Raw genomic sequence first — 15589 nt, 5'->3', positions numbered from 1 at the left:
ACCGGCACGGCCGCAAGGGCCGATCCAGCCGTCCTTTCGCGCATGATCTCCGCCGGACTGCCCGTCGCCCGGGAGGGGCGCGAGGTGGCCGTGATGTCGCAAGCGGAGATCGTCGGGGCGCTCCTCGATTTCATCGGACGTCCCGGCGCGACCGAGGCCGAGTTCGAGGCGCTGGCCCTGCGGGTCTTCGCCTACCAGTTCGCCCACAACGCCCCCTATCGCCGCTTCGCGCAACAGCGCGGGCGCACGCCGCTCACCGTGCGGCGCTGGCGCGACGTCCCGGCGGTACCGATCAAGGCGTTCAAGGACCTCACCTTGAGCTGCTGCTTAGCCGACGAGGCCGAGCGGGTGTTCATGACGAGCGGCACGACCGGGAGCGGGCGGGGCCGCAGCTACCACCCGACGCTTCAGGTCTACGACGCCTCGATGCTGAAGGGCTTCGCCGCCCGGATCATGCGGGGGCGGGAGAAGATCCGGATGGGGATCCTGTTCCCGGACGAGGCGGCGCTGCCGAATTCCTCCCTCGCCCATTACCTGGCGCTGGCAAAGGCGCATTTCGGCACGGACGACAGCGCGGTCTTCGTCGGCCCCGGCGGGCTCGACCTCGACGCGCTGCTGACGGCGCTCGGTCAGGCCGAGGCGTCGGGCGAGCCGATCGCGCTGCTCGGCGCGACCTACGCCTTCGTGCCGGTGATGGACGCGCTGAGCGCGCAGGGCCGCCGCTTCGCCCTGCCGGCGGGAAGCTTCCTGTTCGACACCGGCGGCTTCAAGGGCCAGTCGCGCGAGATCGAGCCGGACGCGTTCTACGACGGGCTCTCGGCGGCCTTCGGCGTGTCGCGCAGCGACTGCCTCAACATGTACGGCATGACCGAGCTGAGCACCCAGTTCTACGATGACGGCAACGCGGTCTGCCCGCCGGTGAAGTCCGGCCCGCACTGGATCCGCAGCCGCGTCGTCGATCCGCTCACCGGCCAGGACCTGCCCGAAGGCGAGACCGGCGTGCTGGTCCACCACGACCTCGCGCACTTCAACTCCGTCTCGGCGATCCTGACCGAGGATGCCGGGGTGATCGCGCCGGGCGGCTTCAAGCTCCTCGGCCGGGTCGAGGGCTCGGCCTCGCGCGGCTGCTCGGTGGCGGTGGCCGAGTTCCTGGCCGCCGCCCAGGGATGACCATCGTGGAGCAGGCCGGCCACCTGCCGGGGATCCCCGCCGAGAGCATCGGCCGGCGCGTCGTCGAGCACCGCGCCTGGGGCGAGACCGTCGCGGTGGCGCTGCCGGACCTCGACGCGGCCCAGGCGGCGGCCCTGTGCGGGCACATCCGCGCCCGCGCTCGCGACACTCTCAAGCGCATGGAGACCGCCCGGGTCGTCGCGGCGATCGACCGGGCGAGCGCCTGCCTGCTCGACCGCGCCCATCCGTTGCGCCGCAAGGCGGAAGCACTCCTGCCGGTCGTCACCGGCTACGACCGCGAGACGGTGCGGCTCGGCCTGTCGAGCTACCTGAAGACCTTCCGGCGGCCGCAGCTCATGCGCTTCCTCGCCGAGGATTTTTCCAATCCCGCCGTGCTCGACGGCTTCCAGCCGGCGGTGAAGGGCGGGTTCGTGCGGGCGACGGCGCCCGACCTGCTGCTCCACGTCTGGGCCGGCAACGTCCCGGCCCTGCCGCTGTGGAGCCTCGTCTCGGGGCTGCTGGTCAAGGCCGGCAGCATCGGCAAGCTCGCCTCCGCCGAGCCGCTGACCGTGGGCTGGTTCGCGCATCTGATCGCGCAAGCCGACCCCGAGCTCGGCGAGTGCCTGGCGGTGACCTGGTGGAAGGGCGGAGAAGGCGGGGCGGAGGCCGCCTTCCTGGGTCAGGCCGATTGCGTCATGGCCTATGGCGGCAACGAGACGCTGTCCGCGTTGCGCGCCAGGGTGCCGGTCACGGCCCGGTTCCTGCCGCACGGCCATCGCATCGGCTTCGCGATGGTCGCCCGCGAGGCGCTCGACAGCCGCCGCGCCGGGCCGCTGGCGCGGCTCGCCGCCCACGACGTCGTGCGCTACGAGCAGCAGGGCTGCTACGCGCCGCAGATGCTGTTCGTCGAGCGCGGCGGTCCGGTCGCGCCGGACGAGTTCGCCCGCTACCTCGCCCACGAGCTCTCGGCGCTCGCGAGCCGCCACCCGCGCCGGCGGCTCGACGCGGGCGAATCCTCGGCCATCGCGGCTTGGCGCAGCGCCCACGAGATGCGGACCCTCGACGGGGGCGCGACGCTGCTCGGCGATCCCTCCGATCCGTGGAGCGTCGTCGTGCTCGATGCTCCCGCGAGCTTGAGCCCGTCCGGCCTCAACCGCAGCGTGGCTTTGGTGGCGGTCGACGCCCTGTCGGACGTGGCGGCCCTGGTGGCGCCGCACCGCGCGTACCTCCAGAGCGCCGGCATCGCCGCCGCCCCGGCGCGGCTGTTCTCCCTCGCGGAGGATCTGGCGGCGGTCGGCGTCACCCGGATCACCGCGATCGGCCGGATGACCGCGCCGGAGGCCGGCTGGCACCATGACGGCCGCTTCAGCCTGCTCGACCTCGTCACGATGACGGAGATCGAGGCGAGCGCCGAGGCCGCGGCGGAAGGCTTCGCGCCCTATGCCGATTGACGCCCATCTCGCCCTCGACGGCGTGCGCTACCGCTTCCCCGGCGATCCCGGCGACACCGTCGCGGGCGTCGACTGGGCGATTCCCCGCGGAGCGATCCACTGCCTGCTCGGGCGCAGCGGCTGCGGCAAGACCACCCTGCTGAAGCTCGCCGCCGGGCTCCTGGCGCCGGATGCCGGCACGGTGCGGATCGGCGGGGAGCCGGTGCGCGGCCCGGCCCCCGGCGTCGGCTTCGTGTTCCAGGCCCCGACACTCCTCGCCTGGCTCTCGGCCCTCGACAACGTGCTTCTGCCGGTCTCGCTCAAGCGCCGGCCTCGGGCGTCCGACCGGGCGGGCGCCCGCGATCTCCTGGCCGCCATGGGCCTCGGCGACCTGACGGAGCGTCGCCCCGCCGCCCTGTCGGGCGGGCAGCAGAGCCGGGTCGCGATGGCCCGGGCGCTGGTGACCGGGCCGGACCTGCTCCTCCTCGACGAGCCCTTCGCCGCCCTCGACGCGCTGACCCGCGAGGAGTTGCAGGACGACCTCCTGCGCCTGTGCGCCTCGCGCGGCACCGCGGCGCTCTTCGTCACCCACGACATCGCCGAGGCGGCCTATCTCGGCGACCGGGTCGGCGTGATGGCGGCCGGGCGCCTCGTGCACGAGGGCGCGGTGCCGCTGCCGCGGCCCCGGCCGCCGGGGATCCGCTACGAGCCCGCCTTCGGGGCGGTGTGCCGGGCGCTGCGCGCGGTCATGGATGGATCCTCGGACGGCCCCTCCCCGGCGATCGGGCGGGCGGCGTGAGGACCCGGCTCGCCTCCGCCCTGCTGCTCGCCGCCTTGCTCGGCGCCTGGGAGGCGTGGTGCCGGTCCGGCGCCGTCTCGCCCCTCGTCCTGCCCGCCCCCTCCGCCGTCGCCGGGACGCTGTGGGGCGAGGTGGCGTCGGGCCGGCTCTGGCCGCACCTGCGCGTCACCGTGACCGAGATGGCGCTCGGCCTCCTCGCCGGCACGGTCCTCGGCCTCGGCGCCGGGATCCTGCTCGGCGAGTGGCCGGCGCTGCACCGGGTGCTGCGCCCCTACGTGCTGGCGAGCCAGCTGGTGCCGAAGCTGGCGCTCGGCCCGCTGCTGATCCTGTGGTTCGGCTTCGGCCTGACGCCGACCGTGGTGATCACGGCGCTCATCTGCTTCTTCCCGCTGTTCGAGAACACGCTGACGGGCCTCGCCCAGGTCGAGCCCGGCCAGCGCGAACTCTTTCGGATGCTCGGGGCGGGCCGCGCGCAGACCCTCCTGCGCCTGAAGCTGCCCACCGCCCTGCCGGTGGTCCTGGCGGGCTTTCGCGTCGCCATCGTGCTCGCGCTCGTCGGCGCGGTGGTGGGCGAGTTCGTCGGGGGGCGCCAGGGCCTCGGCGCCTCGATCATCGCCGCCCAGAGCACGATGGATTCGAGCCTGATCGTCGCCCTGTTCGTGGTCATCACCGCCCTCGGGATGGCCGTCTACGAGGCCGCACGGGGGCTCGAGTTCCTGATCCTGCGCCGCTACGCCAGAGGTTGACCCACCATGCGCGCACTCCGCCTCCTCGTTCTCCTCGCCCTCGCCTGTCTCGGCTCCCCGGCCCTGGCGCAGACCCTCGACAAGTTCACCGTCGGCGGCTGGAGCCAGCCGATCAGCGAGATCACCAACCTGCTCGCCGAGCCCGATCACGGCCTGTTCAAGGCCCGCGGCATCGCACTCGACTACGTGCCGGGCAACGGCGGCGGCTCGGCGATCCAGGCGCTGCTCTCAGGGCAAGCCGACATCGCCTTCACCGACCCGGCCTCGCTCTACCTCGCTCTCGACAAGGGGGCGGACCTGGTGGCGATCTACAACATCTACCCGCAGAACGTGTTCAACGTCGTCGCGCCGAAGTCCCGCGGCATCCGCTCGGTCGCCGACCTCAAGGGCAAGCGCGTCGGCGTCTACAGCCTGGCGAGCGGCACGCGCCAGCACCTGCTGCTGCTCCTCGCCGGGGCCGGGCTGAAGGAGAGCGACGTGACGGTCGAGGTCACCGGCCTCCTCAACTTCGCCCCCCTGATCCAGGGCCAGGTCGACGCGACGGCGGCCACCGATACGGGGCTCCTCGTCGGCCGCGCCAAGGGCCTCGGCGAGGTCGACGTGATCGAGGTGCGCGACCACCTGAACCTGCCCAGCGACATCTTCGTGGTGACGCGCAAGGACTACGAAGCAAAGAAGCCGCTCTTGAAGCGCTTCCTCGCGGCCTACCGCGATTCCGCCGCCTGGATGATCGCCAAGCCCGACGAGGCGGCGCGGCTCGCCGTCACCCGGGCGATCAACGGCCGCGACGAGGCGATCAACCGCGAGGTGATCCGCCTGCGCAACGCGTCGAGCGTGTCGCCGACCACCGAGCTGGAGGGTCTGGGCCATTTCGACCTCCCGGTGCTGCAACAGGGCGCCGACCAGTTCCGCAGCCTCGGCCTCGTCACCCGCCCCCTCGACATGGGCCAGGTGGTGAAGAGCGACCTGATCCCCGGCAAGGACGCCACGCCGTGAGGTTCCGCGACCGCGCGATCCTGGTCACCGGCGCGAGCCGCGGCATCGGCGCGGCGATCGCCACGGCGTTCGCCACCGAGGGCGGCCTCGTGATCGTCAATTACCGCGAGAACGGGGCCGCCGCCGAGGCGGTGGCGGAACGATGCCGGGCGCTCGGCGGGCAGGCGCTCGCAGTCGCCGCCGACGTGACCGACCCGGTTGCGGTGGCGGGGCTCGCCGCGCGGATCACCGACGAGGTCGGTCGCCTCGACGCGGTCGTCAACAACGCCTTTTCGCCCTACCGCTTCGACCCCGACCATCGGGTGCGCTTTCGCGCTATGCCGTGGGAATCCTACCAGCGCCAGTTCGACGGGGCGGTGCGGGCGGCCTACACCGTGGTTCAAGCCATGCTGCCGCTGATGACCCGGCGCAGCGGGGGCGCCATCGTCAACCTGGCGAGCGACCTCGTGGCGCGCCCGAGCATCCCCTACCACGACTACACCACCGCCAAGGCGGCGCTCGTCGGCTTCAGCCGCAACCTCGCGGCCGAGTTGGGTCCGATCGGGGTACGGGTCAATTGCGTCGCGCCGGGGCTGGTCGTCCCGACCGAGGCGAGCCGGGACACGCCGGAGGAGGTGCGCGAGGCGCTGATCGCCCAGACGCCGCTGCGCCGCCTCGCGACGCCGGAGGACGTGGCCGGGCCGGTGCTGTTCCTCGCCGGCGAGGACAGCCGGTTCGTGACCGGGCAGGTGTTGTACGTCGATGGAGGGTTGGTGATGGGGTGAGCCATGCCGGAGGGTGCACCAGCACCGCGGAGTCCGGATACGGCGCGGGTCTCCTCCCTTCCCCGCCCGCGGGGAGAGGGGAATGCGCGGAACCTGCGGCTGTAAATCGAGAGCCGCACAGTCGTAAAATTACCCCTGATCCTCACACCCCAAATCTTAATCCCTCCCGCTCGTAATCCTCCCGCACGCACTGCAAGATCAGCCCGATCTCCGGCGAGGGATCGTTCTTGCGGTAGCTCATGATCACCGGGATCAGCGCCCGCTCCTCGTCGAGGGGCCGGTAGGCGACGCCGTCGCGGCGCAGGCGCTCGATCGAGGCCGGGACCACGCATACCCCCGCCTCCGCGGCGACCAATCCGAGCGCGGTCTGGAGTTCGCGCACCTCGTGGATCACGGCTGGGCGCACGCCGTGCTCGCGAAACAGCGCCAGGATGCGGTCGGCGTTGTTGGGCCGCGCGCTCTTCGGATAGAGGATCAGCGCCGTGTCGGCGAGGTCGTGCAGCTTCAGGGCGCCCGGCCGGCGCGCGGCGTCCCAGGCCATCGGCACCGCGACGATCAGCTTCTCGTTGCGCAGGAGCACCCGGGTGATCGCCGGATCCTCGATCTCGACCCGGCCGAAGCCGACATCGATCCGCCCCTCCTTCAGCGCCGCGATCTGCTCCAGGGTGAGCAGTTCGAGCAGCGTCATGTCGACGTCGGGGCGCTTCATCCGGTAGCCGCGCAGGATCTCCGGCAGGCGGCCGTAGAGGGTCGAGGCGACGAAGCCGATGCGGAAGCTGTTGCGCTCGGCGACCCGCAGGCGCCGGCCGGTCTCGCGCAGGTCGTCGACCCGCTCCAGGATCTGGAGCGCCTGCTCGTAGATCACCCGGCCCGGCTCGGTCAGCCGCACCGGGCGCGAGCCGCGCTCGATCAGCGCCAGGCCGAACTCCTCCTCGAATTGCTGCACCTGCTTGCTCAGCGCCGGCTGGGCGACGTGCATCAGGTCGGCGGCGCGGGTGAAGCTCTGCTCGCGCGCGACGGCCACGAAGTAGCGCAGGTGGCGCAGCTCCAATCATTCCTCCCCGATCATTCCTGCCCAATCATTCCTGTCAGGAATGGTTTTGTTCCCAATCGGTCTTGGACCTCGTTATGCCGCTTCCTTAGAAATGGAGAAAGAGGAAACGCTCAGGAGCGGGCGGGGCTCGGGACGGGATAGTCCAGGCGAGTACCCTGCCACCCTGTGCAAGACGAGAGGCAGATCCGAGCCGGCCGCGCACCGCGTGGACCGGCAACGCTCCCTCTCGTCCTGAGAACAGCCGGTGAGGCAGGGAGAACGTCATGCTGGAAGATCTGCATCAGGTGGTCGAGGGCGCGGTCGAGGAGAACGCCGAGACTGGCGTCTATCGCTGCCGGCGCGACATCTTCACCGACCCCGACATCTTCGAGCTGGAGATGCAGCACATCTTCGAGGGCAACTGGATCTACATGGCGCACGAGAGCCAGATCCCGAACTCGAACGACTACTTCACCACCTTCATGGGCCGCCAGCCGGTGGTGATCACCCGCAACCGCAAGGGCGAGTTGCAGGCCTTCGTCAACGCCTGCAGCCACCGCGGCGCGATGGTGTGCCGGCACAAGCGCGGCAACAAGGCGACCTTCACCTGCCCGTTCCACGGCTGGACCTTCAGCAACGGCGGCAAGCTCCTGAAGGTCAAGGACCCGGAGGGCGCCGGCTATCCCGAGAGCTTCAACCGCGACGGCTCGCACGACCTGACCAAGGTGGCACGCTTCGAGAACTACCGCGGCTTCCTGTTCGGCAGCCTCAACCCCGACGTGAAGCCGCTCTCCGAGCATCTCGGCGAAGCCAGGCGCATCATCGACATGATCGTCGACCAGTCGCCGGACGGGCTCGAGGTTCTTCGCGGCTCCTCCACCTACGTCTACGACGGCAACTGGAAGCTCCAGACCGAGAACGGCGCCGACGGCTACCACGTCAGCGCGACGCACTGGAACTACGCCGCCACCACCAGCCGGCGCAAGGAATCGCACGTCGTCGACAAGACCCGCGCCATGGATGCGGGCGGCTGGGCCAAGCAGGGCGGCGGGTTCTACTCGTTCGAGCACGGCCACCTCTTGCTCTGGACCACCTGGTCGAACCCCGAGGACCGGCCGAACTGGGACCGGCGCGGCGAGCTCGCCGACCAGCACGGGCAGGCGATGGCGGACTGGATGATCAGCCGCTCGCGCAACCTCTGCCTCTACCCGAACGTCTACCTGATGGACCAGTTCTCGTCGCAGATCCGCACCTACCGGCCGATCGCCGTCGATAAGACCGAGGTGACGATCTACTGCATCGCCCCGCGGGGCGAGGCGCCGGAGGCCCGGACCCGGCGCATCCGCCAGTACGAGGACTTCTTCAACGCCAGCGGCATGGCGACCCCGGACGACCTCGAGGAGTTCCGCGCCTGCCAGATCGGCTATCGCGGCCGGGCCGCGCAGTGGAACGACCTCTGCCGCGGCGCCGAGCACTGGATCGAGGGTGCGGACGAGGGCGCGCGGGCGATCGGCCTGAAGCCGCTGCTCAGCGGCGCCAAGACCGAGGACGAAGGCCTGTTCGCGATTCAGCACCGCTACTGGATGGACACGATGCGGCGGCACCTGCCGTAGGGCGCGCCGCCCTCCGACCCCTCCCCCTCCGCGGGGGAGGGGTCGGGAGCCGGACTCATCCACCGAACCGAAACACCGACGGCGCCGCCCCCTCCGGGGCGCCGAGCGCCCCCGCACGCCCTCAAGGAGCCCCCGATGCCCCTCACCCTGGAGCAGGTGCAGCAATTCCTCTACCGCGAGGCCCGCTTCCTCGACGACCGCGACTTCGACGCGTGGCTCGCGCTCTACGCCCCCGACGTCGAGTTCTGGATGCCGTCCTGGGACGACGACGATCAGCTCGTCGACAATCCGCAGACCGACGTCTCGCTGATCTACTACGACAGCCGCAGCGGCCTGGAGGACCGGGTGTTCCGCATCCGCACCGAGCGGTCGAGCGCCACCAGCCTGCCGGAGCCGCGCACCTCGCACAACATCTCGAACGTCGAGATCCTTGAGCAGGACGAGACCACGCTGAAACTCCGCTTCAACTGGCTCACCTTCAACTACCGCTACAAGACGGTCGACACCCATTTCGGCACGTCGTTCTACACCCTCGACACCAGCGGCGGAACCCCGCTGATCAAGAGCAAGAAGGTCGTCCTCAAGAACGACTACATCCATCACGTCATCGACGTCTATCACATCTAGGGAGGGCGCCGTGAGTACAGCCATGCACAACGTCGCCCTCAATTTCGAGGACGGGGTCACCCGCTTCATCGGCTGCCGCCCCGGCGAGACGGTGGCGGACGCCTCCTACCGCCTCGGCATCAACATCCCGCTCGACTGCCGGGACGGGGCCTGCGGCACCTGCCGGGTGCGGTGCGAATCCGGCCGGTTCGACGCAGGCAGCTACATCGAGGACGCGCTCTCCGACGAGGAGGCGGCGCAAGGCTACGGCCTCGCCTGCCAGATGCGGCCGAAGACCGACCTCGTGCTCGCCGTCGCCGCCTCGTCCGAGGTCTGCAAGACCAGGGCCGCCGCCCTCAAGGGCCGGGTCGCGGCGGTCCGGCGGCTCTCCGACACCACCTTCGGGCTCGAACTCGAGACGGGGGAGCCGGTCGGCTTCCTGCCGGGGCAGTACGTCAACATCGCGGTGCCGGGCAGCGCCCTCGCGCGCTCCTACTCGTTCAGCTCGGTCCCGGGGAGCGCGAAAGCCGAGTTCCTGATCCGCAACATCCCGGGCGGGCTGATGAGCACCTACCTCGCGGAGGGCGCGCGGGAGGGCGACACCCTCGACCTCACGGGGCCGTCGGGCAGCTTCTACCTGCGCGAGATCCGCCGCCCGGTGCTGATGCTCGCCGGCGGCACCGGCCTGGCGCCGTTCCTGTCGATGCTCGGCACGATCGCGGCGACGGGCGCCGACCAGCCGATCCACCTCGTCTACGGCGTGACCCACGACGCCGACCTCGTCGAGACCGACGCCCTCGACGAGGCCGCGGGCAGGATCCCGGGCTTCAGCTTCGAGACCTGCGTCGCCTCGCCCGAGAGCCGGCACGCGAAGAGGGGATACGTCACCGAGCACCTCGCCGACGCGCACCTGCATGGCGGCGCGATCGACACCTACCTGTGCGGCCCGCCCGCGATGGTCGACGCGGTCCGCAAGACCTTCGCCGAGCGGGGCCTCACGCCCGCGAGCTTCCACTACGAGAAGTTCGCGGCGAGCGGCACGGGGGCCGGGGCATGACCGCCTTGGACAAGGCCGGCTTCGTCTCGCCGGACCGCTTCTCGGGCAAGGTCGCGGTGGTGACCGGCGCCGCGCAAGGGATCGGCCGCGAGGTCTCCCTACGGCTCGCCCGCGAGGGCGCCGCCCTCCTCCTCACCGACCGCTCGGAGATCGTCGAGGAGACGGCCGCCGAGGCCCGCGACCTCGGCGCGAAGGCGGCGGTGCAGCTCGCCGACGTCGAGAGCTTCGAGGGCTGCGAGAGCGTGATGGGCGCCGCGGTCGCGCGGTTCGGCCGGATCGACGTGCTGGTCAACAATGTCGGCGGCTCGATCTGGTTCAAGCCGTTCGCGCACTACGCCCCGCACGAGGTCGAGGCCGAGATCCGGCGCTCGCTGTTCCCGACCCTGTGGTGCTGCCGGGCGGCGCTGCCGCACCTGCTGGCGGGTGGGGGCGGCAGCATCGTCAACGTGTCGTCGGTGGCGACGCGGGGCGTCAACCGGGTTCCTTACGCCGCCGCCAAGGGCGGGGTGAACGCCATCACCGCGTGCCTGGCCTTCGAATACGCCGAGCACGGCATCCGGGTGAACGCGGTGGCGCCCGGCGGCACCGAGGCGCCGCCCCGGCGCGTGCTGCGCAACCCGATCCCGCCGAGCGAGGAGGAGCGGGCCTGGATCGCCGAGGTGGTGGCCCAGACCAAGGCGTCGAGCCTGATGCACCGCTACGGCACCGCCGCCGAACAGGCCGCCGCGATCCTGTTCCTCGCCTCCGACGAAGCCTCCTACGTCACCGGAGTGACCCTGCCGGTGGCCGGCGGCGACCTCGGATAACCTTTTCACTCAACCACAAGAGAGGAAACGCCGATGACCACCCACTCCCCGATCACCGATTCCGCCGAGGCTCAAGGACTGTTCGACAAGGTCGCGGGCCTCGCGACCGAGACCGGCAACCCACGCATCAAGCAGATCGTGCGCCGCGTCGTCGAGGATGCCTGCCGGATCGTCGAGGATCTCGACGTGACGCCGAGCGAGTTCTGGACCGCGATGAGCTACCTGACCGAGACCGGCCAGAAGAACGAGTTCGGCCTCCTGATGCCGGGCCTCGGCATCGAGCACTTCATCGACCTGTGCATCGACGCCAAGGAGCGGGCGGCGGGAATCGCGGGCGGTACGCCGCGCACCATCGAGGGACCGCTCTACGTCGCCGGCGCGCCACTGGCGAAGGGCGAGGCCCGCCTCGACGACGACCCGGAGGACGGCGAGGTGCTGATCGTCGAGGGGCAGGTGAGCGGGCATGACGGTGCGCCGGTGGCTGGCGCCATCGTCGACGTCTGGCACGCCAACACGCTCGGCAACTACTCGGTCTTCGATCGTAGCCAGAGCACCTGGAACCTGCGCCGGCGCATCGAGACGGATGCGCAAGGCCGCTACCGCTTCCGCAGCATCCTGCCGAAGGGCTACGGCTGCCCGCCGGAAGGGCAGACCCAGAAACTGCTGGACCAGCTCGGCCGCCACGGCCAGCGCCCGGCCCACATCCACTTCTTCGTCTCCGGCCCCGGCCACCGGCAGCTGACGACGCAGATCAACCTCTCGGACGATCCCTACCTGCACGACGACTTCGCCTTCGCCACCCGCGACGGGCTGATCGCCGAGGTGGTGCGGGTCACCGACCCGGCGGCGGTGAAGGCGGCGGGCTTGGACGGGCCGTTCTCGACCATCCGCTTCGACTTCGCGCTCAACCCGGAGGTGGCGCACGCGCCCGATCCGGTGGTGGTGCGGCCGCACGCGGAAGCGGCCTGAGTTGTGTGCTTCGATCGCTCCCCGCGCGCTACACCGGCGGGGAGTGGTCACCACACCGATTTCGCGCTCCCCTTTCCCGGACGACTGCAGCGTCAGCGGAAGGAGATCCGGGATCCAGCACGGAAAGTGCCGCGAAGCGGCTCTAAATGATGCACCGTTGCAGACAAGCAGACGCTTCGCGAATTTTTGCGCTGGATCCCGGATCTCCTTCCACTTCGTTGCAGTCGTCCGGGAAAGGGGCCGGAGCTGATGATCTGCGCGGTCATCCGACATCAACGTTCGTTTGCTGCCCTGGACTGCCCCACAAGACGCATCCCCGAGAGACCCCATGCTCGCCAAGAACCAGCTCCACGACGCCGTGCGTCACGCGCCAGACCGAGACCTCGCGGTGGCGGACATCCGCACCACGATCGTCGACGTGCCGACCGTGCGGAAGCACAAGCTCTCCCAGACCTCCGTCACCGCGCAGAGCTACGTCATCGTCCAGCTTCGCCTCGCCAACGGCGTCGAGGGCATCGGCGAGGCCGCGACCCTCGGCGGGCCGCGCTGGAGCGAGGAGAGCGTCGAGGGCATCAAGGCCACCATCGACGCCTATCTCGCCCCGGCCCTGATCGGGCAGCCGGCCGACCGCTTCGTCACCGCCGGCGAGCGCCTGGACGCCGCGGCCAAGCGCAACAACGCCGCCAAGGCGGCGCTGGAGACCGCCCTGTTCGACGCGGTGGGACAAAGCCTCGGCCTGCCGGTCGCCGCCCTCCTCGGGGGCGCGGTGCGCACGAGCTTCCCGGTGCTGTGGACGCTCGCCTCCGGCGATCCCGACCAGGAGATCGCGGAAGCCGAAGGCAAGCTCGCGGCGCGCCTCCACCGCACCTTCAAGATCAAGATCGGCGCGCTCTCCCCCGAGGCCGACCTCGCGCGGCTGACCCGCCTGTCGAAGGCGCTGTCCGAGCGCGCGACGCTGATCGTCGACGCCAACCAGGCCTGGGACGAGGCCACCGCCCGCCGCTACCTGCCGCGGCTCGCCGATCTCGGCATCGCGCTGGTCGAGCAGCCGCTGCCGGCCTGGAACATCGCCGGAATGGGCCGGCTGCGGACCCGGGACGACGTGCCGCCGCTGCTGGCCGACGAGTGCGTGTTCACCTCCCACGACATGCTGGCGGTGGCCGAGGCCGCCGCGGCGGACGCGGTCTCGCTCAAGCTCGTCAAGCACGGCGGGCTGGTGGGCCTGCGCAAGGTCGCGGCGGTGGCGGAGGCCGCCGGGATCGGGCTCTACGGCGGCTGCCTGCTCGAGAGCTCGGTCGGCGCAGCAGGGCATCTCCACGCCTTCGCGGGCCTGCGCGATCTCGCCTGGGGCTGCGAGCATTTCGGGCCGCAGATCCTCACCGGCGACCTCGTCACCGAGCCGCTGGCCTTCCACGACTTCGCCGTGCACCTGCCCGAGGGGCCCGGCCTCGGCGTGACCCTCGATCCCCACAAGCTGCGCCACTACGCCCGGAGCTGATCCCATGCTGTACTGCGTCGAGATGGACGTCGCGATCCCGCACGGCCTCGATCCCGATCACGTCACGAAGCTGAAGGCCGACGAGAAGGCGCGCGCCCAGGATCTCCAGCGCCAGGGCAAGTGGCGCCACCTGTGGCGGGTGGCCGGCCGCTACGCCAATGTCAGCGTGTTCGACGTCGAGAGCCACGACGAACTGCACGACATCCTGTCCGGCCTGCCGCTGTTCCCGTACATGACGATGCGGGTGACGCCGCTGGCGCGGCATCCCTCGGCGGTCGAGTGAGTCGAGCGCGGCAGCGATCGAATACACCCCGCCGCTCCCGCCCTCCGCGTCATCCCGGGGCGAGCCCTGGCGAGAACCCCGGGATCGATGACCGCCGAGGATGCCGGATCAGGCGGAGAGCCCTCCGCCTCCCCTGAACAATCAATGATTTTGGATCCCGGGTTCGGCTGTCGCGGCCCCGGGATGACGATGGAGGGCATGAATTCCGTCGGTCATTCCGACGGATCTCGACGCCACCCGGCGCAAGATCAAGAAAAATCCCAAACAAATCCCCCAAGGAGGAAACCTGACCCATGCCCCTATCTCGCAGCATCGACGTCCAGGACGTCATCAACCGCCACGGCGTGTCGCGATTCCAGGTGCGGATCGTGCTCCTGTGCTTCCTCGTCGTGGCGATCGACGGGTTCGACACCGCGGCGATCGGCTACATCGCCCCGGCGCTCCGCGCCCAGTGGGGTGTCACCCAGGCCCAGCTGGCGCCGCTGTTCGGCGCCGGGCTGTTCGGCCTGATGATCGGCGCGTTCCTGTTCGGCCCGCTCGCCGACCGGGTCGGCCGCAAGGCGATGCTGGTCGCCACCACCGCGTTCTTCGGGCTCGCGAGCCTCGCCTCGGCCTGGTCGACCTCGATCGAGATGCTGACGGTGCTGCGCTTCGTCACCGGGCTGGGCTTGGGCGGCGCGATGCCGAACGCCATCACGCTGACCTCCGAATACTGCCCCGAGCACCGCCGCTCGTTCCTCACCATGGCGATGTTCTGCGGCTTCACCGTCGGCTCGGCGCTCGGCGGATTCGCGGCGGCGCACCTGATCGCCGATCACGGCTGGGCCTCGGTGCTGGTGATCGGCGGCGTGCTGCCGCTGGCCCTCGTGCCGGTGCTGGCCCTCGGCCTGCCGGAATCGGCCCGCTTCCTCGTGCTCAAGCAGGCCCCGGCGGCGACGGTCGCGAAGCTCCTGAACCGGATCGCCCCGGCGGAAGACCTCTCGGGTGCGGTGTTCACGGGCATCGCCAAGCCGAAAGGCTCGCCGATCGGCCAGCTCTTCCAGCCCGGCCTCGTCGCCAGCACTTTGTGCCTGTGGGTGACGTTCTTCATGAGCCTCCTGATCTTCTACCTGCTGTCGAGCTGGCTTCCCACCATCATCAGCAGCGCCGGCCTGTCGCTCAAGCAAGCCTCCCTCGTCACCGTGATGCTCGCCACCGGCGGCACCGTCGGCGGCCTCGTGCTCGGCGCGCTGATGGACCGGGTCAACCCGCACGTGGTGCTCGGCCTGTCCTACCTCGCGGCCGCCGGCTTCGTGGCGCTGATCGGCACCACGACCGGCTCGGTCGCCCTCATGGTGGCGGCGGTGTTCGGCGCCGGCTTCTGCGTCGCCGGCTCGCAGATCGGCATCAACGCGCTCGCGGCCAGCACCTACCCGACCGCGAACCGGGCGACCGGCGTCGCCTGGGCCAACGCGGTCGGCCGGGTCGGCTCGGTGGTCGGCTCGATGATCGGCGCCTCGCTGATCGGGCTCGGCTACGGCCTGCCGGCGACCTTCGCCATCGTCGCGGTGCCGGCACTGGTCGCGGCGGGCGGCATCCTGCTCAAGGGCCGGCTCGGCACCCCGGCGGCCCGCCTCGCCCCGGTGCTGCAGAGCCCCTGACGCTCGTCTCCCCCGCGCGGCGTCGATCGCAGCCCGCGGGGGCCCACCACCTCCGTGCATCCGGGAAGATCCAGCGTGCCGCCGGCTTCCTCCACATCTCGGCGCGCCGGCATGCACGGCGGCGCGGCAGAATCGTTCCAGGAAAAAATCCTCAACGACCCCCGACTTCGCCGGCATTC

At 70.8% G+C, this 15589-nt stretch carries 15 protein-coding genes; 14 read left to right on the top strand and 1 reads right to left on the bottom strand.

What is annotated here, in order from left to right; all coding sequences use genetic code 11:
* Positions 1 to 42: 42 nt before the first annotated feature.
* The 6 genes from ACS5PV_RS05865 to ACS5PV_RS05840 are packed head-to-tail and all read left to right on the top strand — an operon-like array spanning position 43 to position 5905.
* Complete coding sequence (locus tag ACS5PV_RS05865) at positions 43 to 1170, top strand: LuxE/PaaK family acyltransferase (protein ID WP_455394395.1); 1128 nt, start codon at positions 43 to 45, stop codon at positions 1168 to 1170.
* Positions 1167 to 2621 carry an acyl-CoA reductase gene (locus tag ACS5PV_RS05860; RefSeq protein WP_455394394.1) on the top strand — a complete coding sequence of 485 codons (1455 nt, stop codon included), beginning with the start codon at positions 1167 to 1169 and terminating at the stop codon, positions 2619 to 2621. The genes ACS5PV_RS05865 and ACS5PV_RS05860 overlap by 4 nt, the downstream gene beginning before the upstream one ends.
* Positions 2611 to 3399, top strand: a complete 789-nt coding sequence (locus ACS5PV_RS05855; RefSeq protein WP_455394393.1) for an ABC transporter ATP-binding protein — start codon at positions 2611 to 2613, stop codon at positions 3397 to 3399. The genes ACS5PV_RS05860 and ACS5PV_RS05855 overlap by 11 nt, the downstream gene beginning before the upstream one ends.
* On the top strand, positions 3396 to 4145 hold the full coding sequence (locus ACS5PV_RS05850) for an ABC transporter permease (protein ID WP_455394392.1): 750 nt from the start codon (positions 3396 to 3398) through the stop codon (positions 4143 to 4145). Before ACS5PV_RS05855 ends, ACS5PV_RS05850 begins: the two co-directional genes overlap by 4 nt.
* A 6-nt stretch (positions 4146 to 4151) precedes the next feature.
* On the top strand, positions 4152 to 5141 hold the full coding sequence (locus ACS5PV_RS05845; protein WP_455394391.1) for an ABC transporter substrate-binding protein: 990 nt from the start codon (positions 4152 to 4154) through the stop codon (positions 5139 to 5141).
* Positions 5138 to 5905 (top strand): SDR family oxidoreductase, encoded by a 768-nt coding sequence (locus ACS5PV_RS05840; protein WP_455394390.1) that lies wholly within the window; start codon positions 5138 to 5140, stop codon positions 5903 to 5905. Before ACS5PV_RS05845 ends, ACS5PV_RS05840 begins: the two co-directional genes overlap by 4 nt.
* Positions 5906 to 6047: 142 nt before the next feature.
* On the opposite strand, the gene ACS5PV_RS05835 is transcribed toward ACS5PV_RS05840, so the two are convergent.
* Complete coding sequence (locus ACS5PV_RS05835) at positions 6048 to 6956, bottom strand: LysR family transcriptional regulator (RefSeq protein ID WP_455394389.1); 909 nt, start codon at positions 6954 to 6956, stop codon at positions 6048 to 6050.
* Between the two features lie 266 nt (positions 6957 to 7222).
* On the opposite strand from ACS5PV_RS05835, the gene benA reads away from it, so the two are divergent.
* The 8 genes from benA to ACS5PV_RS05795 all read left to right on the top strand — a co-directional run bounded on the left by benA (position 7223) and on the right by ACS5PV_RS05795 (position 15410).
* Positions 7223 to 8551, top strand: coding sequence for a benzoate 1,2-dioxygenase large subunit (gene benA, locus ACS5PV_RS05830; protein ID WP_455394388.1), 1329 nt, complete (start codon positions 7223 to 7225; stop codon positions 8549 to 8551).
* Positions 8552 to 8686: 135 nt separating this feature from the next.
* Positions 8687 to 9178, top strand: coding sequence for a benzoate 1,2-dioxygenase small subunit (gene benB, locus ACS5PV_RS05825; protein WP_455394387.1), 492 nt, complete (start codon positions 8687 to 8689; stop codon positions 9176 to 9178).
* A gap of 22 nt (positions 9179 to 9200) precedes the next feature.
* Positions 9201 to 10214, top strand: a complete 1014-nt coding sequence (gene benC / locus ACS5PV_RS05820) for a benzoate 1,2-dioxygenase electron transfer component BenC (protein WP_455394463.1) — start codon at positions 9201 to 9203, stop codon at positions 10212 to 10214.
* Complete coding sequence (locus ACS5PV_RS05815) at positions 10211 to 11020, top strand: 1,6-dihydroxycyclohexa-2,4-diene-1-carboxylate dehydrogenase (protein ID WP_455394386.1); 810 nt, start codon at positions 10211 to 10213, stop codon at positions 11018 to 11020. Before benC ends, ACS5PV_RS05815 begins: the two co-directional genes overlap by 4 nt.
* Positions 11021 to 11053: 33 nt before the next feature.
* A complete protein-coding gene (gene catA, locus ACS5PV_RS05810) occupies positions 11054 to 11989 on the top strand; it encodes a catechol 1,2-dioxygenase (RefSeq protein WP_455394385.1) in 936 nt (311 codons plus the stop codon).
* Between the two features lie 328 nt (positions 11990 to 12317).
* Positions 12318 to 13487: a muconate/chloromuconate family cycloisomerase gene (locus ACS5PV_RS05805; protein ID WP_455394384.1), complete on the top strand. Its 1170-nt coding sequence runs from the start codon at positions 12318 to 12320 to the stop codon at positions 13485 to 13487.
* 4 nt (positions 13488 to 13491) lie between these two features.
* Complete coding sequence (gene catC / locus ACS5PV_RS05800; RefSeq protein WP_455394383.1) at positions 13492 to 13770, top strand: muconolactone Delta-isomerase; 279 nt, start codon at positions 13492 to 13494, stop codon at positions 13768 to 13770.
* 293 nt (positions 13771 to 14063) lie between these two features.
* On the top strand, positions 14064 to 15410 hold the full coding sequence (locus tag ACS5PV_RS05795) for an MFS transporter (protein WP_455394382.1): 1347 nt from the start codon (positions 14064 to 14066) through the stop codon (positions 15408 to 15410).
* The last annotated feature ends 179 nt before the right edge of the window (positions 15411 to 15589 follow it).

It is taken from the genome of Methylobacterium sp. Gmos1, from assembly GCF_053764715.1.
This window is presented reverse-complemented; position numbering and strand designations above follow the sequence as displayed.